21 protein-coding genes and 1 tRNA gene are annotated in these 21,448 nt (G+C 58.7%); 13 read left to right on the plus strand and 9 right to left on the minus strand.

What is annotated here, in order from left to right:
- The first annotated feature begins 7 nt into the window (after positions 1–7).
- Positions 8–766 carry a Phenylacetic acid catabolic protein gene (locus G6R15_RS20920; protein WP_164661926.1) on the plus strand — a complete coding sequence of 253 codons (759 nt, stop codon included), beginning with the start codon at positions 8–10 and terminating at the stop codon, positions 764–766.
- Positions 767–1,291: 525 nt separating this feature from the next.
- Here G6R15_RS20920 and G6R15_RS20925 read toward each other — a convergent pair.
- From G6R15_RS20925 to paaG, 4 genes are read right to left on the minus strand one after another with little or no spacing between them, the layout of a single operon-like run.
- Positions 1,292–1,888 carry a TetR/AcrR family transcriptional regulator gene (locus G6R15_RS20925; RefSeq protein ID WP_164661927.1) on the minus strand — a complete coding sequence of 199 codons (597 nt, stop codon included), beginning with the start codon at positions 1,886–1,888 and terminating at the stop codon, positions 1,292–1,294.
- Between the two features lie 3 nt (positions 1,889–1,891).
- The gene (gene paaK / locus G6R15_RS20930; RefSeq protein WP_164661928.1) at positions 1,892–3,202 is read right to left on the minus strand and encodes a phenylacetate--CoA ligase PaaK; all 1,311 of its coding nucleotides are present in this window, start codon (positions 3,200–3,202) and stop codon (positions 1,892–1,894) included.
- 15 nt (positions 3,203–3,217) lie between these two features.
- Positions 3,218–3,646 (minus strand): hydroxyphenylacetyl-CoA thioesterase PaaI, encoded by a 429-nt coding sequence (gene paaI, locus G6R15_RS20935; protein WP_164661968.1) that lies wholly within the window; start codon positions 3,644–3,646, stop codon positions 3,218–3,220.
- Between the two features lie 2 nt (positions 3,647–3,648).
- Complete coding sequence (gene paaG, locus G6R15_RS20940; protein ID WP_164661929.1) at positions 3,649–4,434, minus strand: 2-(1,2-epoxy-1,2-dihydrophenyl)acetyl-CoA isomerase PaaG; 786 nt, start codon at positions 4,432–4,434, stop codon at positions 3,649–3,651.
- Between the two features lie 106 nt (positions 4,435–4,540).
- Between paaG and G6R15_RS20945 the strand changes: the two genes are divergently transcribed.
- From G6R15_RS20945 to paaZ, 5 genes are all read left to right on the plus strand, one after another.
- Positions 4,541–6,505 carry an FAD-dependent oxidoreductase gene (locus G6R15_RS20945; RefSeq protein ID WP_164661930.1) on the plus strand — a complete coding sequence of 655 codons (1,965 nt, stop codon included), beginning with the start codon at positions 4,541–4,543 and terminating at the stop codon, positions 6,503–6,505.
- Positions 6,506–6,655: 150 nt separating this feature from the next.
- Entirely contained in the window at positions 6,656–7,678 is a 1,023-nt protein-coding gene (locus G6R15_RS20950; protein ID WP_164661931.1) for a TRAP transporter substrate-binding protein, read from the plus strand.
- A 63-nt stretch (positions 7,679–7,741) separates the two neighbouring features.
- Positions 7,742–8,248: a TRAP transporter small permease gene (locus tag G6R15_RS20955; RefSeq protein ID WP_164661932.1), complete on the plus strand. Its 507-nt coding sequence runs from the start codon at positions 7,742–7,744 to the stop codon at positions 8,246–8,248.
- On the plus strand, positions 8,245–9,597 hold the full coding sequence (locus G6R15_RS20960) for a TRAP transporter large permease (RefSeq protein ID WP_164661933.1): 1,353 nt from the start codon (positions 8,245–8,247) through the stop codon (positions 9,595–9,597). The genes G6R15_RS20955 and G6R15_RS20960 overlap by 4 nt, the downstream gene beginning before the upstream one ends.
- Before the next feature lie 146 nt (positions 9,598–9,743).
- The gene (paaZ, locus tag G6R15_RS20965; protein WP_164661934.1) at positions 9,744–11,774 is read left to right on the plus strand and encodes a phenylacetic acid degradation bifunctional protein PaaZ; all 2,031 of its coding nucleotides are present in this window, start codon (positions 9,744–9,746) and stop codon (positions 11,772–11,774) included.
- 36 nt (positions 11,775–11,810) lie between these two features.
- Here the strand turns inward: paaZ and G6R15_RS20970 are convergent, their stop codons facing one another.
- The gene (locus G6R15_RS20970) at positions 11,811–12,206 is read right to left on the minus strand and encodes a RidA family protein (protein ID WP_164661935.1); all 396 of its coding nucleotides are present in this window, start codon (positions 12,204–12,206) and stop codon (positions 11,811–11,813) included.
- A gap of 88 nt (positions 12,207–12,294) precedes the next feature.
- Between G6R15_RS20970 and G6R15_RS20975 the strand changes: the two genes are divergently transcribed.
- From G6R15_RS20975 to G6R15_RS20985, 3 genes are all read left to right on the plus strand, one after another.
- Positions 12,295–13,014 (plus strand): YafY family protein, encoded by a 720-nt coding sequence (locus G6R15_RS20975; protein WP_164661936.1) that lies wholly within the window; start codon positions 12,295–12,297, stop codon positions 13,012–13,014.
- Between the two features lie 87 nt (positions 13,015–13,101).
- Entirely contained in the window at positions 13,102–13,896 is a 795-nt protein-coding gene (locus G6R15_RS20980; protein WP_164661937.1) for a PaaX family transcriptional regulator C-terminal domain-containing protein, read from the plus strand.
- Between the two features lie 110 nt (positions 13,897–14,006).
- Positions 14,007–14,984 carry an alpha/beta fold hydrolase gene (locus tag G6R15_RS20985; protein WP_164661938.1) on the plus strand — a complete coding sequence of 326 codons (978 nt, stop codon included), beginning with the start codon at positions 14,007–14,009 and terminating at the stop codon, positions 14,982–14,984.
- Here the strand turns inward: G6R15_RS20985 and G6R15_RS20990 are convergent, their stop codons facing one another.
- Positions 14,985–15,566, minus strand: a complete 582-nt coding sequence (locus G6R15_RS20990) for a VOC family protein (RefSeq protein WP_164661939.1) — start codon at positions 15,564–15,566, stop codon at positions 14,985–14,987. It abuts the gene before it with no gap.
- Positions 15,567–15,640: 74 nt separating this feature from the next.
- On the minus strand, positions 15,641–16,348 hold the full coding sequence (locus G6R15_RS20995; protein ID WP_164661940.1) for a lysophospholipid acyltransferase family protein: 708 nt from the start codon (positions 16,346–16,348) through the stop codon (positions 15,641–15,643).
- Positions 16,349–16,493: 145 nt separating this feature from the next.
- On the opposite strand from G6R15_RS20995, the gene G6R15_RS21000 reads away from it, so the two are divergent.
- The 4 genes from G6R15_RS21000 to G6R15_RS21015 all read left to right on the plus strand — a co-directional run bounded on the left by G6R15_RS21000 (position 16,494) and on the right by G6R15_RS21015 (position 19,750).
- Positions 16,494–16,569: transfer RNA gene (locus G6R15_RS21000), tRNA-Trp, on the plus strand.
- 180 nt (positions 16,570–16,749) lie between these two features.
- Positions 16,750–17,661: an MBL fold metallo-hydrolase gene (locus tag G6R15_RS21005; protein WP_164661941.1), complete on the plus strand. Its 912-nt coding sequence runs from the start codon at positions 16,750–16,752 to the stop codon at positions 17,659–17,661.
- 3 nt (positions 17,662–17,664) lie between these two features.
- Positions 17,665–18,612, plus strand: a complete 948-nt coding sequence (locus tag G6R15_RS21010; protein ID WP_164661942.1) for an MBL fold metallo-hydrolase — start codon at positions 17,665–17,667, stop codon at positions 18,610–18,612.
- A gap of 76 nt (positions 18,613–18,688) precedes the next feature.
- A complete protein-coding gene (locus tag G6R15_RS21015; protein WP_164661943.1) occupies positions 18,689–19,750 on the plus strand; it encodes a YeeE/YedE family protein in 1,062 nt (353 codons plus the stop codon).
- Here G6R15_RS21015 and hemA read toward each other — a convergent pair whose 3' ends face one another.
- Together hemA and G6R15_RS21025 are read right to left on the minus strand one after the other, a co-directional pair.
- A complete protein-coding gene (gene hemA / locus G6R15_RS21020) occupies positions 19,751–20,968 on the minus strand; it encodes a 5-aminolevulinate synthase (protein WP_164661969.1) in 1,218 nt (405 codons plus the stop codon). It abuts the gene before it with no gap.
- The gene (locus G6R15_RS21025; protein ID WP_164661944.1) at positions 20,968–21,396 is read right to left on the minus strand and encodes a DUF302 domain-containing protein; all 429 of its coding nucleotides are present in this window, start codon (positions 21,394–21,396) and stop codon (positions 20,968–20,970) included. Before G6R15_RS21025 ends, hemA begins: the two co-directional genes overlap by 1 nt.
- Between the last annotated feature and the right edge of the window lie 52 nt (positions 21,397–21,448).

Here is a 21,448-nt window from a genome sequence, read left to right on the forward strand (position 1 = left end):
AGCGATCATGGCAGAAGATATGACAATCGTAAGCTACCTGGCCGCCGGCGGGGTGCTAACCAACCCCACTAACGTGCCGCCGCGCTATCGTGCCGAGCTGATGAAGTTGATGGCGACGTTTGTCGACAGTGAACTGGCTGGTGCCGCGGGCTTTGCTGATGTAATCAACGCAGGCCCCGGTATCAAGGAGCGCATTGCCGCCGCCAAGATCGTGCTGGAAAAGACAGACAATGCCGACCGCGTGTTACGCGTCATGGCCGAATTTGGTGTGGATGCAGATCGCTATGCCTCGCACCACCCCTGGACCGCCCGGCTGGAACGGGACGCCGATATTGGGATGTCCCGCAGCGATCACGACATGCGCCTGTCAGTATTCAATTACCCGCTTGATGGTTGGGTCGATTCCGTGGTGATGAACGTGCTGATGAGCAGGGCCGTGGTGATTCAGTTGACCGAGTTTTCGCTGATCTCGTACCAGCCCCTGGCCGAGGCTTTCCGCACCATCCTGCCTGTGGAAACACGCCATGCGGAACTCGCTGTCGAAGGTGCACTAAAGCTGGCGCAAAAGGGCGCCGCGTCGGACATGCAAAAATCGGTCGACTATTGGTGGCCGCGTGTCGCCGCAAGCTTTGGCTCTGGCGCGTCTAACAAGGCGGGTGCGCTCAAGGACATGGGCCTGCGCCGCTCCACAAACGCCGAACTGAAAACACGCTGGGAGGTGGAAGCCGCTACTGTGCTCGAAAGCCTCGGCCTGAAGCGCCCGTGATCAAACATCCCAGCCTACGGCCTGCGGATGAGTGGGCTGGGATTAGCACAATTTGGCTTACGACCCCCTTGGTGACGGAGTTCCTCCCAGAATAACTCAGTTGCAGCGTCGTGATCCCAGCGTTCAACCAATGGCGATCAATTAGTTGACGGATCTGTTTTCCTAAGCGCCATACAGCCCCCAAAAACCTCGTCTTTTAGTGCGAGATTCAAAAAATACTGTCCTGATAATCTGTAAATGTTGTGGAGTGTTTTCCCTGTCGCTCCAACCTGCTTAACCCGGAAAAACAAACCTGCGCACAACACTTTGGCTTAGGGTCACTACAGGGTTTGCGGAGAAGCCGTGTTGAGTTTCCGGTTTATTTGACCGGCGCAAAGCCGCTCCCTCCCGTCGTCGACGTTTCAGTAAAACATCTCCTCCCGTTGGGCCAAGCTCACGTGGGCTTGGCCCCTACCGCCCGCAGGACGCAAGGCAAACAGGCCGCGCAGCTTCTTCTACTTCACAGCTAACATAACCTAGGTGTTCTTAGATTTTGGTCAGGCCACCAAGCGTCAGATTGGAAACCACCGCAGCGTAATCTTCGCGCGCTTTGGCCCCGGCCCCGGTGTTCCACATGTAATACCAGTTCAGCATCCCGAACACGGACATGGTTGCAGAGCGGAGTTTCTCGCCATCGCTCGCAATCCTCTGTGGCGCGTTCTCGGCAATGATCCCGCTCACAAATTCCACCATGTCGCGCTGATAGCGGCGCAATACCTTTTGCTGCTCTTCCGGCAGGGCCGACAAGCCGCTGGTTTGTACGCGGTGTTCATCGTCGACACCCTGATAAGCCAGCAATGTTTCAGCAACGACCTTGTGCAAACGCTCCTCACTGGACAGTCCGTCCAGTTCAATCCCGCAGATCAGGTCGCGAAGCTCGCGCAGGTAGGTTTCAAGGATGTCATACAGGATGGCATCCTTGCTGTCGTAGTAGTGATAGATATTCGCCTTGGATATCCCGCATTCACGCGCCAATTGGGTCATCGAGGCGCGGTCGAACCCTTCGCGCGCAAAGACGCGCGCGGCGGATTTCAGTATCTGAGCCCGTTTCTGATCATGGTCTTTTGCAATCGTGCGGGCCAAGGCCTACTCCTTATCTCGGTTGTCGACGACACGTTGGGCCTTGCCTTGGGACCGCGCCACCTCGCCGGGATCACCCACGACGATTTCAGTTGAAACCCCCACGATATCCTTGATCCGCTTGCTCAGCATCCGCGCGGCGGCGGTCTTGCTCAGCTCGTCAGCGGCATCGGGGTTGGCTTCGACAAACACCCGCATAGCATCCATGCGCCCGGATTTGTAGAGTTCGATCTGGAAATGCGGGGCCAGGCCGCCGGTTGCCATAAGTTGCTCTTCGATCTGGGTCGGAAAGACGTTGACGCCACGAAGGATGATCATGTCATCCGAGCGGCCTGTGATCTTTTCCATCCGCCGCAGCGAGCGCGCAGTGCCTGGGAGCAGACGTGTCAGGTCGCGGGTGCGATAGCGGATCATCGGCAGGCCCTCTTTGGTGAGGGTGGTGAAAACCAGCTCTCCCATCTCACCATCGGGCAGCACTTCGCCGGTTTCGGGGTCGATCACCTCGGGGTAGAAGTGATCTTCCCACACATGAAGACCATCCTTGGTCTCGACACACTCGTTGGCAACACCGGGCCCCATAATTTCGGACAGGCCGTAGATGTCGACCGCGTGCATGTCGAATGCCTTTTCGACCTCGACCCGCATGGCGTTGGTCCAGGGTTCGGCGCCAAATACACCCACCGACAGCGAGCTGTCGCGTGGATCGAGACCCATCTTGTGGAATTGCTCCAGAATGTTGAGCATGTAGGACGGCGTCACCATGATGCCGTCCGGCTTGAAATCGTTGATCAACCCGACTTGTTTCTCGGTCTGCCCGCCACCCATAGGCACGACGGTCGCACCCAGCCGTTCGATCCCGTAATGCGCGCCCAGGCCACCGGTGAACAAGCCATAGCCATAGGCGTTGTGAACCATGTCACCCCGGCGCAGGCCCGAGGCGCGCAGGGAACGCGCCAGCAAGTCGGCCCAATTGTTGATGTCATTGGCGGTATAGCCCACCACTGTCGCCTTGCCGGTGGTGCCGGACGAGGCATGCAAGCGCATGATCTGTTCGCGCGGCACCGCAAACAGGCCAAAGGGATAATTGTCGCGCAAGTCGTTTTTATAGGTGAACGGAAACTTGGCCAGATCTGACAGGCTTTGCAGATCATCGGGATGCACACCCGCCGCGTCGAACCGCTGTTTGTACATCGCCACGTTGTCATAGGCGTGACGCAGTGACCACCTCATCCGCTCTAGCTGTGTCGCGCGGATCTCGTCGATCGAGGCGGTCTCGATCGGTTCCAGGTCGGCTTTGTTTGGGGTCAGGTCCTTCATAGCGTCCTCCACACCTTAATCTTCGTCAAACAGGGTGCCCTTGATCGCCCGGGAAAAGCCCCTAAATTCGGCGATCTGCTGGCCGTTCTGATTGGTCACGGTTACATCATAAATCCCACTGCGCCCGGTCAGGCTCAGCTCGATTGCGGTGGCGGTCAGCCGGTCACCAAATTGTCCGGGCGCGATAAAGCTGATCACGTTGTGTTGGGCGACAGTCGATTGGTTGCGACTGTTGCAGGCAAAAGCAAATGCGCTGTCGGCAAGCATGAAGGTCACGCCGCCGTGGCAGATGCCATACCCATTGCAATGATGTGCCTCCACGGTCATCTCAAGGGTCGCGGTCGCCTCGTCAATGTGGGTGATTTCCATTCCGGCCCATTTAGAGGCCTGGTCCGCATCCCACATCGCCTGAGCAGAACGTTCGGCACGCGTCTTCGGCATCATTGTCATTTACCTTGAAACTTCGGGCTTCGCTTTTCCAGAAACGCGGTGACACCTTCGGCGTAATCCGCGCTTTCACCACAGGTTTTCATGGCATCGGCTTCCATTTCAAGGTGCTCGATCAGATCGTCGGTCGCGGCTGCCTGAATGCACTGTTTGGTCAGGCCCAGCCCCAGCGTCGGGCCGTTGGCAAATTGCTCGGCCATCGCGCGGGCCTCGGCCATCAGTTGATTATCTGGCAACGCTTTCCAGATCAGTCCCCAATCCTCGGCCTGTTTCGCAGGCAAAGGTTGCGCGGTGAACGCCAACCCTTTGGCGCGCGCCTCGCCCAGCAAGCGGGGCAGATGCCATGAGCCACCGGTGTCCGGGATCAGACCGACCTTGGAAAATGACTGAATGAATTTGGCGCTTTCACTGGTCAGCACCATGTCGCAAGCCAGCGCAATGTTGGCCCCTGCCCCGGCTGCAACACCGTTCACGGCGCAGATGACGGGGAAGTTCAGTGAGCGGATCAGAGTGACCAGCGGCGCATAGAAGGTGCGCACCGTGTTGCCCAGATCGGGCGGCCCATCCATTTTTGACGGGTCGCGATCGCCCAAATCCTGACCGGCACAGAATCCGCGTCCCGCCCCCGTCAACAGCACTGCACGGGCGCCGTTTTCCCGCGCATTTTCCAACGCCGTGCGCAGAGCATAGTGCATCTCGTCGTTGAAACTGTTCAGGCGATCAGGGCGGTTCAGGGTGATTTCAACCCAATTTCCATGATCTTGCGCAAGAATCGTATCACTCATGTCAGGTCCGCTTTGCAAATGTTTCTACAAAATAGTTGCATTAACCGAACGGTTGGTCAATAAATTTTTCGAATATGTTGATTCTCTGGTTTTGAGGGCAAGGCACATGACGAACAGCTCGGTAGTTACGGTCACGCATGAGGGCGACATCGCCTGGGTTGAGATTGACAATCCCCCGGTAAACGCGACCTCCACCGCTGTTCGAGCAGGCCTTACTGCGGCCGCGCAACAGGTCCAAGGCGCGCGCGTTGCCATTCTAACCTGCGCCGGTCGCACCTTTGTGGCAGGCGGTGACATATCCGAATTTGACCGTGCGCCTGAGGAACCACACCTGCCCGACGTGGTGCAGATGATCGAGGACAGCGAAACCCCCTTTGTCGCGGCGATGCATGGCAACGTTCTGGGCGGAGGGTTCGAGATTGCCATGGGCTGCGCCTGGCGGATTGCTGCGCCCGGCACCAAGTTCGGCCTGCCCGAAGTGAACGTAGGCCTGATCCCAGGCGCGGGAGGTACCCAACGCGCGCCCCGCCTGATCGGGATGCAGGCGGCCATCGACATGGCATGTTCGGGCAAAATCCTACCTGCGGAGACGCTGCTGGACCTGGGTGGGGTGGACCAGATTGCGCAGGGCGATCTGAAAGATGCCGCACGCACGTTTGCCCAAAACTTGCCGAACCGCCCGGTGAAAGTACGCGACCGTGTGGTCGCAGCGTTGCCGTTGGATGAATACGCCGCGACAGAAACCGCGCTCAAGAAGCGCGCCAAGGGCCAACAGTCGCCCATTCTGAACCTCGAGGCGTTGCAGTGGGCAGCGCTGCCGTTCGAACAGGGCCAACCGGTTGAACGCGCGTTGCACCTGAAACTGCGCCACTCGGTCGAAAGCCGCGCCCTGCGCTATGCATTCTTTGCGGAACGCGCCGTCAGCAAACCCAAGTTGATCGACGGGATTGAACCGCGCCCGTTGAACCAAATCGCCATCGTGGGCGGTGGTCTGATGGGCGCTGGGATAGCCATGGCTTGCCTGAGCGGTTGCCTGTCGGTCACTTTGATTGAACGGGACAATGCAGCGGCGAATGCTGCCCGCACACGCGTTGACGGACTGATCGAAGGGGGCGTGAAGCGCGGCAAATTCACGGTCGATCAACAGGCCGACATGCTGGCGCATCTGACCACCACCGACAGTTACGCGGATGCCGCGGACGCCGATTTGGCGATCGAAGCCGTGTTCGAGGATTTGGATGTCAAACGCGACGTGTTCCGGCAACTGGCCGCGGTCATCGGGCCGGACGCGATTTTGGCGACCAACACGTCTTATTTGGACCCGACTCTGATCTTTGACGGTATGCCCAATCTATCACGCTGCCTGGGCTTGCATTTCTTCAGCCCCGCGCATGTGATGAAATTGCTGGAAATCGTCAAAACGCCAAACACCACGCCCGAGGTGATCGCAACCGGCTTTGCCCTGGGCAAACGACTGCGCAAGGTTTCGGTGCTGTCGGGCATCTGCGACGGATTCATCGGCAACCGGATGCTGGCCGCTTTCAGGCGCGAGGCGGAATACCTGCTGGCCGACGGCGCTCTGCCGCATCAGGTTGACTCGGCCATGCGCGAGGCGGGCCTGCCAATGGGGCCATTTGAATTGCAGGACCTCACGGGATTGCAAATCGCCTGGGCCAACCGCAAGCGACAAGCTGCAACCCGCGATCCAAACGAGCGTTATGAGCGCATCGCCGACACGCTGTGCGAAATGGACCGCTTGGGCCAGCGCAGCGGCAAAGGCTGGTATCGTTACAAGGACGCATCGCGCGCGCCGATCCGCGACGAGGACGTCGAAGAACTGATCGTCGCCTACTCCAAAGACAACGGTTTGCCCCGCCAAAACTTCACGCCCAACGACATCGCGGACCGGCTGTTGGAGGTGCTGGCCCGCGAGGGTCAGCAGATCGTCGACGAGGGAATCGCCGATCGCGCTGAAGATGTGGATGTCGTGAAACTTTTTGGCTACGGCTTTCCGCGCTGGCGCGGGGGGCCGATGTTTCTGGCCAAAGCCAAGCGGGGAAAAGCTGCATAAAATCTGCATCTTAAGCGGCGTTTAAGCACCTAGGAAACTCATCAAATCGGAAAAATGAACCGATCATTAGACCGCCTACAATGCGTTGATGGTTACAAAAACAACCATTATCCGCGTTCACCAACACCATTCTACGAGGGAGGAAACCCAATGGTTAAATTCACGAAACTAGGCACTCTGCTGGCCTCGGCGGCCTTGGCCGTATCAGGCGCGGCAGCATTTGCGGCCGACTACACTCTGACGATTTCCAGCTGGGCACCGCCAACCCACGGCATCAACGCCAAGATGTGGCCCAAGTTTGTCGAGATGGTCGAGGAGGCCACCGACGGCAAGGTCACAGCCGAACTGAAGCTGGGCATCGCACCGCCCCCCGCGCAGATGGACCTGATCCAGGACGGCGCTGCTGATGCCTCGATCATCTTCCACGGCTACCAGCCCGGACGTTTTGTCACCACCAAGCTGATCGAATTGCCCGGCTACGAAGGCTCGGCTGAGGCCGCTTCGGTTGCCTACTGGCGCGCCTATGAAAGCCACCTGTTCAAGGCCAAAGAGCACCGCGGCGTCAAGCTGATCGCGCTGCACACACACGGCCCCGCGCAGTTGCATTCGAACGCCGCCGTCACCGATATGAACCAGATTTCTGGCCTCAAGGTGCGGATCCCCGGCGGTGTGGGGGGCGACGTTGGTGCGGCCCTGGGTGCAACCGGCATCAAAGTTCCCGCACCCAAAGTATACGAAACCCTAGCGTCGAACGCGGCGGACGGTGTTGTCATGCCGTTTGAGTCCCGCAAGGGTTTCAAGCTGACCGAGGTTGCCAAGAACGTCTATGAAGTTCCCGGCGGTCTGTACCGTGGTTCGTTTGCCTTCATCATGAACGAAGACACCTTTGCCGACCTGCCCGTCGACCTTCAGAAGGCACTGGACGAACAGGTCTTTGGGGAGCCACTGAGCCGCGAGATCGGCAAGATCTGGGACGAGATCGACGGCATTGGCCGCGAAGCGACCAAATCGACCGAGGGCAACGCGATCAACGCGGCTTCGGATGCGGATTTGGCGAAGTTTAACGCCATCGCCGAAGAGGTTCGCGCCAAAGTTCTGGCCGAAGTGGCCGATGCGGGCATCGACGCGCAAGCCGCATATGACCAAATCAAATCGGACATGGCCGCAAACTAAGCCCGTCCACCGGGGCGGCGGGTCTTGCCGCCCCACCCTTCGGACCCCTGCAAAGGAGCCCACATGTCTCCCCTTCTCAAGCTCGCCCGCAGCGCCAGCATCGTACCCGTTGTGGTGGCCTGCGTTGCCCTGTTCATCCTGATGATCATGACCTTTTGCGACGTCATCCTGCGGTCGGTGTTTAATTCACCGATCGAGGCCGCTACCGAACTGACCCGCATCCTGATGGCTGTTTTGGTGTTTTCGGTGTTGCCCATCATCTCGGTCCAGAACGGGCACATCGCCGTTGACCTGACCGATGGCCTGTTCAACCGTTTCCGTCTCAGCCGCCTGCGCGACGGGCTGCTCAACGTCTTTTGTGGCGTAATCCTGTTTTGGCCGATTCAGCGCGTCTGGATTTTGGCCGAACGTGCACGCGACTATGGGGATGTGACGGAATACCTGGCGATTCCGGTCTTCTATGTCGGTTGGTTCATCGCCCTCACCGTCGCCGTTTCGGCCATCGCGATGATCATCAATGGCCTGTTAACCTTCTTTGCCCCTAACCTACTTGCGGAGCCGAACCAATGACCGCCGCCCTGATCGGATTTTTCCTTGTTCTGGTGCTCGTCCTGATCCGGATGCCCATCGTTTTTGCCATGGGTCTGGTTGGTACCCTTGGTTTCGCCTACGAGCGTGGCGGTTCAATCTTTGACGAACGGGGCCTGAAGGCCGCGATGTCGATGGTTGGCCGTCAGATCACGGACACCGCGCAGGACTATGGCCTGTCGGTTGTCCCGCTGTTCATCCTGATGGGCCTGTTTGTGAACAAAGGTGGCATGGCGCGCGAGCTTTATGCCGTGTCCAACGCCTTTATGGGTCACATGCGCGGCGGTATTGCGATGGCGACAGTCGCCGCTTGTGGTGGCTTTTCAGCCATCTGCGGGTCGTCATTGGCCACAGCAGCCACCATGTCCAAGGTCGCGATGCCGGAAATGCGCCGCTATGGGTACTCGGACGAGCTGTCGACCGCATCGATTGCGGCAGGTGGTACACTTGGCATCCTGATCCCGCCGTCCGTGATCCTGGTGATCTATGGGCTGTTGACCGAAACCTCGATCGGCAAGCTGTTCATGGCCGGGATCATTCCGGGTATTCTGGGCATCCTGTTTTACCTGTTCGCTGTCCGCTGGACCGTCTGGCGCAACCCGAGCTCGGGCCCTGCTGGTGAACGTGCCAGCTGGGGGGAGAGGTTCAAGGCGCTCGGCTCGGTCTGGGCCGTGCTCTTGCTGTTCTTCTTGGTGATCGGCGGTCTTTATGGCGCGTTCGACTTTGAACCGCTGAACCTGACCTTTTCACCGACCGAGGCGGCGGGCATGGGCGCTGCGGGCGCATTCCTGATCGCCTTGTTCCGGGGTGGTTTGACAATTGGCTCGACCTTTGAAGTTCTGAAGGAAACCACATTCACCGCTGCGGCGCTGTTCGCCGTACTGATCGGGGCGCAGATCTTTTCCAACTTCATCAACCTTGCAGGCCTACCCGAGGCGCTGATTGCCATGGTCACGGCTTATGATGTCCCGCCGTTTGTGGTGATCCTGATGATCCTGGGCATCTACATCATCCTGGGCTGTGTATTTGAATCGCTGTCGATGCTGCTGCTGACGGTGCCGATCTTCTTTCCGCTGGTGACCTCGCTTGGCTATGATCCGATCTGGTTCGGCATCGTGGTGGTTGTTGTCACCGAGATCTCGCTGATCACACCGCCCGTTGGCTTGAACGTCTTCATCCTGAAAGGGGTGGTCGGCGATGTATCCACCGGCACGATCTTTCGCGGGGTGACCCCGTTCTGGATCGCCGACATCTTCCGGCTTGCCCTGATCGTATTGGTCCCCATCGTGGTGCTTTACCTGCCGCAACAAATGGGCGCTTTGGGTCACTAATACTTTTGGGCCGGATGCAATCGCGTCCGGCCTATTTCCGCTTCGGTGGACTTTTTTGACTCAATTAATTGACCGATCATTCGGTTAATCATAATATGAGAAAAACCGGGCGCGACTCTGCCTGATCGACACCAAGGAGACTTCCGATGAGTTTGCAGCAGATTTCCAGCTTTGCCGCCGGTGAATGGATCGCCCCCGGAACCGGGGCCCGCACCATCGCATCCGCCATCACGGGCGAGGCTTTTGCCAGCGCAGGCAACAGCGCCTTGGATGTTCAAGGCATGCTGGATTATGCGCGCAACGTCGGCGGGCCTGCCCTGCGCCAGTTGGGGTTTCATGACCGCGCCAAGATGCTCAAGGCGCTGGCCAACGCGCTTGACGCGCAGAAACAGGCGCTCTTCGACCTGAGCTTTGAAACCGGTGCGACCCAAAGCGACCACATGATCGACATCGACGGCGGTATCGGCACGATGTTTGTCTTTGCCTCCAAGGGCCGCCGTGAAATGCCCGATGGGCAGGTCTATGTTGACGGCGATATCGAGCAACTCAGCCGCAATGGCACCTTTTTGGGCCAGCATGTCTGCACCCCGCTGCACGGCGTCGCGGTGCATATCAACGCTTTCAACTTCCCGGTTTGGGGGATGTTGGAAAAGCTCGCTCCTACACTGCTGGCCGGGGTCCCGGCCATCGTGAAACCCGCCACCAATAGCTGCTATGTCACTGAACTGGCGGTCAAGATCATGCTCGACAGTGGCATCCTGCCCGCCGGTGCGCTCCAACTGGTCTCTGGTGGACTAGGCGACATGCTCGACCGTCTGGGCATGCAGGACGTGGTCAGCTTTACCGGCTCTGCCAACACTGCGCTGAAACTGCGCCAGACCCCGGCCATCATCAACAACGCCGTGCGATTTGTGGCGGAACAAGACAGCCTGAACGCGTCGATCCTTGGCCCTGACGCCGACCCCGGCACGCCCGAATTTGATCTGTTCGTCAAAGAGGTCAGCCGCGAGATGACGGCCAAGGCGGGCCAGAAATGCACCGCCATCCGCCGCATCATCGCGCCCGAAACCTCTGTTCAGGCGGTGATCGAGGCTTTGTCGGCGCGCCTGTCCAAAACCCTGATCGGTGATCCCCGGCTCGAAACCACTCGCATGGGCGCGCTGGTATCAAACGGGCAGAAACAGGACGTTCTGGAAAAGGTTGCGATCATCGGGCAAGAGGCCGAGCGCGTCTTTGGCGACCCCGAGAATTTCACCGTCGAGGGCGCCGACAAGGACAAGGGCGCATTCCTGCCGCCGATGCTGTTCCACTGCGCAGACCCGGACAACGCCCAGCGCGTGCACGACACCGAGGCGTTTGGCCCCGTCTCGACCATCATGGGCTACCGCGATCTAGACCACGCGATCAACATCGCCAACCGTGGCCAAGGCTCGCTGGTGACCTCCGTCATCACCAATGACACCACTGTCGCGCGAAACGTGGTGTTGGGTTCCGGTGCCTATAATGGGCGAATCTATATCAACAACCGCACCTCGATGAAGGAATCGACCGGTCACGGCTCGCCGTTGCCGCACATGGTACACGGTGGTCCGGGGCGCGCAGGCGGTGGCGAGGAAATGGGCGGCGTGCGCGGTGTGAAACACTATATGCAGCGCACCGCGATCCAGGGCTCACCCGAGATGCTGAGCGCCATCGGCGGCACCTGGGTTCCTGGGGCGCCCGAGATCGAAAGCCCTGCGCACCCCTTCACCCGCAAGTTCGGCGAACTGTCGATTGGCCAGACTCTGAACACCCACAGCCGCACGGTCACGATGGACGACATAGAGCTGTTTGCGAATTTCACCGGCGACACCTTCTATGCCCACATGGACGATGATGCCGCCAAACGGAACCCATTCTTCCCCGGTCGCGTGGCGCACGGCTATCTGCTGCTCAGCTTTGCGGCTGGCCTGTTTGTCGAACCGAACGAAGGCCCGGTTCTGGCCAACACAGGTCTGGACACCCTGCGTTTCATGAAGCCGGTCAGCGCAGGCGACAGCATCAAGGTCCGCCTGAGCGTCAAGAAAAAGACCCGTCGCACGGATGACTATGGCGAGGTCCGCTGGCATGTTATCCTGACCAATCAGGACGATGAAATGGTTGCGGAATACGAACTGCTGACCATGAACGCCTACTGATGCAAGGGCGCGCGGCTTGACCCCGCGCGCCTGTTCTCAGGACATTGCTGTGGCCTCTATCTCAAAAAGCAGACCAGGGACGGCCAGTCGCGTAACACCCAATAGGGTCATCGGCGGAGCAACGTGATGTGGCCCGAACCGCATGCCCATCAGATCAAAATTCTTCAACACCTCATCCACATCCGTGGCATAGACGCCCAGCCGGGTGACGTTGCTCAGGTCCATCCCGGCGTCTGACAAAACCGCCTCGAGATTATCGAGCGCCAGGCTGATCTGGGCGCGCATGTCGCCCGCGTGCTGGGGAGTGCCCGTCTCGTCCACAGACGTCTGCCCTGCACAAATCAACTGACGGGTGCCCCCTTCGACGATTTCGGCCTGATTGTAGCCGAGCCTGAGAGACCAGTTCCACGGATTAACAGCAGTGCGTTTCATTGTTCGATGCTCCTTGTTTGACATTGCTGAATCCGGGGTAGATCGGAATAGTGCCAAAATCTGTCACTGTTTATGTTAGAGTTGCCTTATGAATATCCGCACCCGTCACGATGCCATCGTGCGCAGCCTGCGCCGCAACGGAACCGCCACGGTTGATCACCTGGCCGATGAAGTCGGCGTTTCACGTCGGACGGTCTTGCGCGACATCAGTACGCTGCGGGATGAGGGGTTTGTCATTCACTCTGACGTGGGGCGCGGCGGCGGCCTTCAGTTAGACCCGCAATCCATACAAACCACCGCGCGGCTGTCAGTGCCCGAGGTTTTCGCCCTGTTGATCAGCGTCGCGGCGATGCGTGCAGTGGGAAACCTGCCCTTCTTTGATCTGGCCGATGCCGGGCTGGAGAAGATTGAAAAAGCGCTACCCTCGGACAAGGTCAAAGATTTGCGTGCGTTTCTGGAGCGCCTGTACATCGGGCAACTTTCACCACTGCAGGATCTGTCTGATATAGGAACAATGGATCCGGACCTTTTGCCAGTTTTTCAGAGCGCATTCCTAAATCGCCGCCTGATCCAGTTCGACTATCTTGACGCCAAACAGCGCAAGACCCTGCGTAAGGTCGAGCCACAGGCCATGCTGATCCTGCCCCCATTGTGGTATCTTGTGGCTTGGGACCCGCAGCGCGCAGATTTTCGGCATTTTCGGATGGACCGGATCAGCAGCCCGCAGGCAATCGAGGGGGCCTCCTTCAGGCACCGGCACGTGCCGTTCGAAGACGACGTTTGTCCGTTCAGCGATTTGGGGCAGTAATCGCAAGCAGTTGGCGAATGAGCGAAAAGCGGGACCCCAGGCCCTTTTTGCGTGGTCTTGCCCAGGGTTGCGGCGTAGACTGATCCCATGACAATTCAAGACCAATGGTTCGACGGCGCGATCCTGCGTCTGGCAGATCCTCAGAACCAGCGCGTGTGGTCGATCATCGTTTCCCTTTTTGGTGATCTCGCGCAAGGCCCCGACGACCGGATCAGCGGTGCCGCTTTGACCCGTATCATTCAGCCGATGCATGTCAAACCCGAAGCCATCCGTGTGGCGCTGCACCGGTTGCGCAAGGATGGTTGGGTGGACAGCGCCCGATCAGGTCGCTCAAGCGTGCACCATCTGACCGAATTTGGCAGGGCGCAATCTGCGGCTGTCACACCGCGGATCTATGATCGAGACCCAGATATTCCCCACGATTGGCATCTGCTGATGTCTGAAGGCAGCGGATCGCTGGACGATCTTCTACTGACCGAAAACTACATCAGTATCGGACGCAACGCAGCCCTTGGATCAGGCGCAATTCCACCGAATTGCGATGACATGGTGGTGTTCAATGTCACGGCCCGCAATGTACCGAGTTGGCTGAAATCGCGCCTTTGCCCACCCGATTTGATCAAAGCTTGCGGCTCTCTTGCCGATGCAGTGAAAGATGTACCAAGCTCCAGGCCTGCCGAATTGAACCTGACTGCCGCGCAAGTCGCGACCCTTCGTACGCTCATTGTCCACCGATGGCGTCGCGTGGCTTTGCGCAACCCGGACCTGCCGCCGATGTTCTTCCCGGATGACTGGCGCGGACAGGATTGCCGTGCCTCGGTCTTTGCGCTGCTGGATACTCTGCCAAAACCGGACCTGAACGCATTGAACGCCCCTGTTTGATCCTTGCGCGATCTGCAACGCAGGCCCGAAATTCTGTCACAACACAAACCTGGGGCTTGCACTAGCGCGACCCCTGTCCGAAAGATGACGCACGCCAGGAGCTTGACCCGATGTCCCTACTTGCTGCGATCTTTCTTTGCATACTGATCCTTTTGGTCGGACTGCCAGTCATTTTCTACCTCTGGACCCAAAGGTTGGCCCGCCTGGGCGAGGAATTGGTGCCCCAAACCGGAGAGATCATACCCGTACGGGGCGGCAGCATTCACTATGTCGAGATGGGCAATCCCCGCAAACAGACGCTGGTCATGATCCATGGGCTGTCGGGGCAACTACAGCATTTCACCTATGCCCTGGCGCAGGACCTGGCGCAGGATCACCATATCATCGCACTGGATCGTCCTGGTTGCGGATACTCGACACGCGATAATGACGCACTGGCCGAGCTGCCGGAACAGGCGCGCATGATTGGTGAATTTCTCGACAAGAAGGGGATCAAGGATCCGGTTCTGGTCGGCCATTCATTGGGTGGCGCCATTTCTTTGGCCATCGCATTGCAGCGTCCGCGTGAGGTCGCCGCTCTGGCTCTGATCTGCCCATTAACGCATCCGATGGACAGCGCGGCACCTGCGTTCAAACCGCTGGAAATCCGTTCACCCCGTGTGCGTCGCTGGATCGGCAACACGCTGGCGGTGCCTGTGGGCAAACGCAACGCAGCCGAAACCCTACAGATAGTATTTGCACCTGAAAGCTGCCCCGAGGATTTTCTGGACAAGGCCGGGGGTGCTCTAGGACTGCGCCCGCAGGCTTTTGTCACCGCCTCGGCCGATCTGGTCTGGGCCGAGCAGTCCATTCGTGACCAAGCCAGCCAGTACCCGCATCTGCGAACGCCGGGTGGCATATTGTTTGGAGCCGAAGACCCGATCGTTGCAGCCGAAGGGCACGGTCAAACCATGATCAAATACGGGCTGAGCTATCAGGTACTCGAAGGGCGAGGTCACATGATCCCGATCACCGATCCTGACGCTTGTTCGGAGTTCATTCGTGGCATTTCAGTCACGGCGCGCATTCCAGCAACTTTGGTGAAGTGATCAATACGGGTTTTTCGGCCCACGATCAGATGACAGGCTATCTTGCCGCCGCTCCACCAAAATCTCGATCGCGTCGGCCAGGTGAACGCGACCGATGTTGTGGTCGCCGCGTGCCACCCGCTGGCGGTGCGCCTCGATCAGGACGTCCGCGTGACTGCAACCAAATGGCGGTTCGAACACATAGCTCGCCAGCTCGATCAGCAGGCCCATGGGTTCGGTGAAGTAAATTGAGTTCATGAAACCGCGGTCCTTGACCCCTGAATGGGCAATCCCGCGTTCATCCAAGCGCTGGACGGCCTGCTCAAACGTCGCTTGGCTCAACGAAAACGCAAGATGATGCACACACCCCGGATCGGTCGGTGTGCGGTCATGCACAGGTTGGCGCGTCTCATTGGTAAAGACCGTGATCAACCGCCCGTCACCTGGATCAAAATACAGGTGCCCCTCGTCAGGATTGTCCAGGTTGGGTTGATCAAAGACAAAGGGCATGCCCAGCACGCCCTCCCAAAAGTCGAGCGAAATCTGACGGCCTGCGCCAGTCAATGTGATGTGATGAACACCCTGAACCTGTAGTTTCCGCATCGTCCCCTCCGTATGCGATACCTTTATACAAAGGTATCGCATTTGAAGAGCTGAGAAAATTCAATCGAAGACGCTTATTCTGCCAGAGGGTCCCACGGCGTCCGCCCAACCATCACATCTGCCTCTGCCGTTAGATCATTCATCGCAGTTTCCAGCGACAGACGTAGCTCTTCGGTCTGTTCATCGGTCGCTTTGCGGGGCACCTCGTGCGGCCATTCCTTACACAGAAATACACCCTCGTTTCCCCAAATACGCGGCAACAGCATGCGATCCCAACTGTTCGCCTCACGCCCGTGCTTGACCGAAAATGTCATGCAAAAAACGCGTGTGCCCGTCGTGCGCGCCCAGATCAACGGCACGGTCGACAGCACCCGTTCCGGCCCGCGCGGGCCGTCTGCGGCGATTCCGATGGAAACCCCTTGCCGGGTCATCCCCAACACCTCGCGCGACAAAGCAACGTGGCGCTTGTGGCTGGACATGGCAATCGTATCCATCCCCAAAAGATGCTGCACCCGCCCCACCATGCTGCCCGCTCGCGCAGCCGAGGTGATCGTGCAGATGCGCCCCTTGTCCAGCGGATATAGGAACGGCGACATGACCAGACGTTGATGCCACAGCACGACAACAACCGGTTCACCGGCCTCGGCCAAACGGTCGACTTCTTCAAACCCTATCCGTTGCCATTTGGTGTTACGATACACCTTGCGAGCATAGCCCGCGATGCGCCGCGCCACCCAGTTGAGTACGGCCTCGCTGTCTGCGATTTTCTTGCGCAGGCTCACCTTGGATCCTCCGGTTAGGTTTCTATCGTGATACTCAAACCACCCATCGGTGCAACTCGTTTCTGGTCCGTATGCAGTTTAGACGGTGAATTGAAAAAAGCCTCTTGAGTCCCGCGCGCGGCTGGCATATCTCCATCGCCACGATAGGGGTATAGCTCAGTTGGTAGAGCGACGGTCTCCAAAACCGTAGGTCCCGGGTTCGAGCCCTGGTGCCCCTGCCATTTCCAAGACATCATGATCTGAACCACCGTCAAGGGCGTTTCTTTGCGTGTTTTGCCTCTTTTCGGGCGAAACCAACGCCCATTCCTGGACCTATATTGGAACTAACCCGCTCACAAATGCCTTGCTGCATACCGACGATTAATCATATTCTAATGTGAGAATTAGTTGGGAATCACCGAATGCATTTTACCAGAAGACGATTGCTTGGAGCTGGTGCTGGATTGACTGCAATGGGCCTTGCCCCCGCCCGCGTTTGGGCTGAACTTGCGCTTGGCAACGCCAAGGTGTCCACGGTCAGTGACGGGTCGCTATTGCTGCCCGGTGATTTCATCTTTCAACACATGCCCGAGGTAGAGCTAGCCAAGGTACTGCAAGAAGCCGGCGTGCCGCGCGACCGGCTGGCACCTGAATGCAACGTGACCCTCTATCAAGGGGGTGGGAACACGGTGCTGTTCGACGTGGGGTCTGGCCCAGATTTCATGCCGACCGCGGGCAATGTCACCGAAAGCCTCGACGCGATTGGCGTTGCGCCTGATGACATCACGCATGTGGTCTTTACCCACGCCCATCCTGATCACATCTGGGGGCTGCTGGATGACTTTGACGACCCGGTATTCGCCAACGCCACCTATATGATTGGCAGCGATGAGTGGGACTATTGGTGGAACCCCAACACCGTCGACACCATAGGCGAGGCGCGCGCGGCCTTTGCCGTAGGCGCCAAACGACGGTTGGAAGCTATCGAAGATCAGATCGAGCGTTTTGACGACGGTCAGGAGATTTTTCCAGGAATCGCTGCCGTAGCCTCATATGGGCATACGCCGGGGCACATGAGCTTTGAGATCCGCAGCGGCAGCACCTCCGCCCTGATTGCTGGCGACGCCATTGGCAACCACCACGTCGCCTTTCACAAGCCAGGCTGGCTGAGCGCATCGGATCAGGACCCAGCTCTGGCCGCTAAGACCCGCGCTCAGTTGTGCGATCGACTTGTCACGGACGACATGACCCTGATCGGCTTTCATCTGCCGAACGGAGGCATCGGGCGCACCGAGAAGGCATCAGACAGTTACCGTTTCATTCAGGACATTTGAACGATGAGAAAAATTGCCCTTTTGCTGGCTGCCAGCATCGCCGCGCCCTTGTGGGCGGACGAGGATATTGCCGATCAATACCCCGGCTCGATGCTCTATTCCAAACCGGTCGAGGTGATCCCCGGCATCTGGTCAGCAATTGGGGCCACGGCACCCCCGACCTATGAGAATGCGGGCCACAACAACAACCTGAGCTTTGTGGTCACGGGTGACGGCGTCGTGGTCATAAACGGCGGGGCCGCGTATGGGCTGGCCAAAGCGTTGCACGACGAAATCAAAATGATCACCGATCAACCAGTCAAGATCGTGGTCAATGAAAACGGTCAGGGGCACGCCATGCTCGGCAACTCTTACTGGTCGGAACAGGGCGTGCCGATTGTGGCTCACACTGACGCGGCCCACGAGTTCGAGGAGTATGGCGCACAGATCCTGCAAGGCATGCAGCGCTATAATCAGGACAAGGCAGAAGGGACAGTACTGGCTGGAGCGACCGAGACCTTTGACAATGAGTACATCATCGAGATGGGGGATTACCGGCTCGAAGTGCTGCACCTCGGCCCTGCACACAGCCCCGGAGACGTCTCGGTCTGGTTGCCCGAGCAGGGTCTGGTGATCGCCGGTGACATGGCGTTTCACGAGCGGATGTTGCCGATCTTTGGCGACACGATGACGGCCGAGTGGCTGGAAACCTGGGACGCCGCGTTTGAGCCGCTGAACGCCACCTATGTCATCCCCGGTCACGGCCACCCGACCAACATGGATCAGGTGCGCCGCTACACCAAAGATTACCTTGTCTATCTGCGCGCCCAAATCCGCGAGCACATCGATAATGGCGGTGAACTAGCCGATGCCTACTATGTCGATCAAACCCCCTACAAACATCTCGACACCTACGACGAGCTGGCGACCAAGAACGCGGGCCGCGTTTATGAACAGATGGAGTTCGAATAGCACCAATTGAGCCGCATCAAGGTCCTTGAGGCGGCGATGTGGCATCCGTGTCGGAACGGCAAGAGGTCGCCAAATCATGCTGGAATCCCTGATCGATCAATACGGAGAAGGCTGGCTTTTGCTGACCGCTGGCGCGACCGTAGGTCTGGTCTTTGGCGCGGCCGCGTACCAGTCCCGCTTTTGCCTGCGCGCCGCTTGTGCCGAAGTAGCAGGTGGTGTTCTGGGGCCAAAGTTGGCAATCTGGCTGACCGCATTTCTTGCAGCCTTGGCTTCGGTTCAGCTTGCCATTTTGTCGGGTATACTGGATGTCGGCAACGCCCGACAGATCGCTTCGACCGGCAGCCTGTCCGGCGCGATCATCGGCGGTTTGATGTTTGGCGCGGGCATGATCCTGGCCCGAGGCTGCGCCAGCCGCCTGTTGGTTCTTTCGGCTTCTGGCAACCTGCGCGCAATTGTGACCGGTCTGGTTCTGACGTTGACGGCACAGGCTTCACTGCGTGGTGTCCTGTCCCCGTTACGAGAAAGTTTGAGTACTCTTTGGATCATTCCTGGCGGTCCTGACCGGGTGCTGTTTGACCCGCAGGGACCAATGTTCTTTGCCGTGGTCGCCCTTGTCACGCTTGCCTTTCTGGCCGCTCTTTGGTTTGGGCGCCAGCGCGGGTTATCGAAATTGGAACTGGCGTATGCGGCCATTGTCGGTCTAGCGGTATGCGGCGGTTGGTTGATGAGCTACGCAGTCGCCACCACCTCGTTCGAGGTTGTCGCGGTGCAGTCCGTTACCTTCACCGGCCCCTCAACCGACACGCTCATGGCGCTGATCAACGAAAGCTCGATCCCCCTGACCTTTGGCCTTGGCTTGGTTCCCGGCGTATTTCTTGGCGCCATGGCTGTGGCCCTGATCAAGGGCGAGGCGCGCATTCAACGCTTTGAAGCGGATCTACCAATGGAACGCTATCTGATTGGCGGGGTTCTGATGGGGTTTGGCAGCATGTTGGCCGGTGGCTGCGCGGTTGGCGCCGGCATGACAGGCGGCGCAATATTCGCGCTGACCGCCTGGATTGCCGTGTTTTCCATGTGGGTTGGCGCGGTTGCCACCCATACCGCGTTGAACGTCGTGGCCAGACGCCGAAGCGCCTGACTACTGCGCGGCCAGTGGCCGGCGAGCCAGTTCGCACTGCGCCCACAGCGCCTCAAGCGCGTCGATCAACGCGTCAATGTCCGCATCCGAATGCACCGGTGACGGCGTGATCCGCAACCGCTCTGTCCCTTTCGGCACCGTCGGATAATTGATCGGCTGAATATAGATCCCATACTCTCGAAGCAGGATGTCCGAGATGTATTTGCACTTCACTGGATCGCCCACCATCACTGGGATGATGTGGCTGGGGTTGTCCAAATGCGGCAGTCCAATGTCATCCAACCGTCGACGCACCCGCGCCACACGGGTTTGATGTTCCTGCCGCTCCACGCCACTGTGTTTGAGATGCCGGACCGAAGCCGCAGCACCCGCCGCTATGGCAGGCGGCAACGCAGTGGTAAAGATAAAGCCAGACGCAAAGGACCGCACAAAGTCGCACAATTCGGCTGAGGCGGCGATATAGCCGCCCACGACACCAAATGCCTTGCCCAAGGTGCCTTCGATCACCGTCAAGCGGTGTGCCAGCCCCTCACGCTCGGCGATTCCACCGCCGCGTGGACCATAAAGGCCGACGGCGTGGACTTCGTCCAGATAAGTCATTGCGCCATAACGCTCCGCCAGATTGCAAATTTCCGCGATGGGGGCGATGTCACCATCCATGGAATAGACGCTTTCAAAGGCAATAAGCTTGGGTTGGTTGGCAGGTAAGTCCGCCAGCTTTGCCTCAAGGTCAGCCACGTCGTTGTGTTTCCAGATCATCTTTTGCGCGCGACTGTGGCGGATTCCTTCGATCATAGAGGCGTGGTTTTTTTCGTCTGATAGCACCACACACCCCGGTATGTGCGCTGCCAATGTGCCCAGCGTAGCCCAATTCGACACGTAGCCTGAAGTAAAGAGCAACGCGGCTTCTTTACCGTGCAGATCCGCCAGTTCCGCCTCAAGCGTGACATGGTCGTGCGTGGTGCCGGAAATGTTGCGCGTCCCGCCGGCCCCGGCGCCGCTACGGTCGATGGCGCTGTGCATTGCCTCAACCACCTTGGGGTGTTGGCCCATCCCCAGGTAATCGTTCGAGCACCACACCGTCACGTCACGATCCAGGTCGTAGCAAATCGCACGGGGAAAGGCCCCCCGCTGCCGTTCCAGATCGGCAAACTGGCGATAGTTTCCCTCATCCTTCAGCTGATCCAGCTCGGCCCTGAAAAACGCGTCAAAGTCCATCACTGATCCGTCGCCTCGGCCACGATTTTAGCAAGCAAACTTTCGACTTTTTGCATCTGCCCTTCGGGATAGGGGCGATAGCCGATCGTCACCGCACCCTCTTGATCTGACACGAAAATGCCATAGGGGCAGTGCATGATATTCATCGGGTCAGCTTCCATCATCTCGCGCGACAGGACTGCCGAGCAGAAAAGGAAAACATCCGCCGCCGCAAAGATTTGCGTATCGCTGCCCACATCTGCGCCGGTGCGGTTCAACATCTCGCCAACGTGGCTGACATAATCAATCACCAGCCCCTCGCCGACGATGGCGCTTTCGACCGCAAATGTCGCGTCCTCGAACGACCCATCAAACGGGACTGTGACCGGCCCCTCGGCCCAAGCCGAAGATGCCAACCCCAAAGACAGTGCAAAACTCAACGCTTTCATGTTCTCTCCTCCTCTTCCGTCGCCGTATGATGGCATCCCTACCCGCCCCGGT

The sequence above is a fragment of the Tropicibacter sp. Alg240-R139 genome, assembly GCF_900537075.1.
In the GTDB taxonomy this organism is placed as follows: domain Bacteria; phylum Pseudomonadota; class Alphaproteobacteria; order Rhodobacterales; family Rhodobacteraceae; genus Falsiruegeria.

Bases quoted from the DNA above. Each gene is read 5' to 3' on its own strand.
- G6R15_RS20920 (WP_164661926.1), top strand. From the start codon at position 8: ATGGCAGAAGATATGACAATCGTAAGCTACCTGGCCGCCGGCGGGGTG.
- paaK (WP_164661928.1), bottom strand. From the start codon at position 3,202: ATGAAGGACCTGACCCCAAACAAAGCCGACCTGGAACCGATCGAGACC.
- paaI (WP_164661968.1), bottom strand. From the start codon at position 3,646: ATGATGCCGAAGACGCGTGCCGAACGTTCTGCTCAGGCGATGTGGGAT.
- paaG (WP_164661929.1), bottom strand. From the start codon at position 4,434: ATGAGTGATACGATTCTTGCGCAAGATCATGGAAATTGGGTTGAAATC.
- G6R15_RS20945 (WP_164661930.1), top strand. From the start codon at position 4,541: ATGACGAACAGCTCGGTAGTTACGGTCACGCATGAGGGCGACATCGCC.
- G6R15_RS20950 (WP_164661931.1), top strand. From the start codon at position 6,656: ATGGTTAAATTCACGAAACTAGGCACTCTGCTGGCCTCGGCGGCCTTG.
- G6R15_RS20955 (WP_164661932.1), top strand. From the start codon at position 7,742: ATGTCTCCCCTTCTCAAGCTCGCCCGCAGCGCCAGCATCGTACCCGTT.
- G6R15_RS20960 (WP_164661933.1), top strand. From the start codon at position 8,245: ATGACCGCCGCCCTGATCGGATTTTTCCTTGTTCTGGTGCTCGTCCTG.
- paaZ (WP_164661934.1), top strand. From the start codon at position 9,744: ATGAGTTTGCAGCAGATTTCCAGCTTTGCCGCCGGTGAATGGATCGCC.
- G6R15_RS20970 (WP_164661935.1), bottom strand. From the start codon at position 12,206: ATGAAACGCACTGCTGTTAATCCGTGGAACTGGTCTCTCAGGCTCGGC.
- G6R15_RS20975 (WP_164661936.1), top strand. From the start codon at position 12,295: ATGAATATCCGCACCCGTCACGATGCCATCGTGCGCAGCCTGCGCCGC.
- G6R15_RS20980 (WP_164661937.1), top strand. From the start codon at position 13,102: ATGACAATTCAAGACCAATGGTTCGACGGCGCGATCCTGCGTCTGGCA.
- G6R15_RS20985 (WP_164661938.1), top strand. From the start codon at position 14,007: ATGTCCCTACTTGCTGCGATCTTTCTTTGCATACTGATCCTTTTGGTC.
- G6R15_RS20990 (WP_164661939.1), bottom strand. From the start codon at position 15,566: ATGCGGAAACTACAGGTTCAGGGTGTTCATCACATCACATTGACTGGC.
- G6R15_RS21005 (WP_164661941.1), top strand. From the start codon at position 16,750: ATGCATTTTACCAGAAGACGATTGCTTGGAGCTGGTGCTGGATTGACT.
- G6R15_RS21010 (WP_164661942.1), top strand. From the start codon at position 17,665: ATGAGAAAAATTGCCCTTTTGCTGGCTGCCAGCATCGCCGCGCCCTTG.
- G6R15_RS21015 (WP_164661943.1), top strand. From the start codon at position 18,689: ATGCTGGAATCCCTGATCGATCAATACGGAGAAGGCTGGCTTTTGCTG.
- hemA (WP_164661969.1), bottom strand. From the start codon at position 20,968: ATGGACTTTGACGCGTTTTTCAGGGCCGAGCTGGATCAGCTGAAGGAT.
- G6R15_RS21025 (WP_164661944.1), bottom strand. From the start codon at position 21,396: ATGAAAGCGTTGAGTTTTGCACTGTCTTTGGGGTTGGCATCTTCGGCT.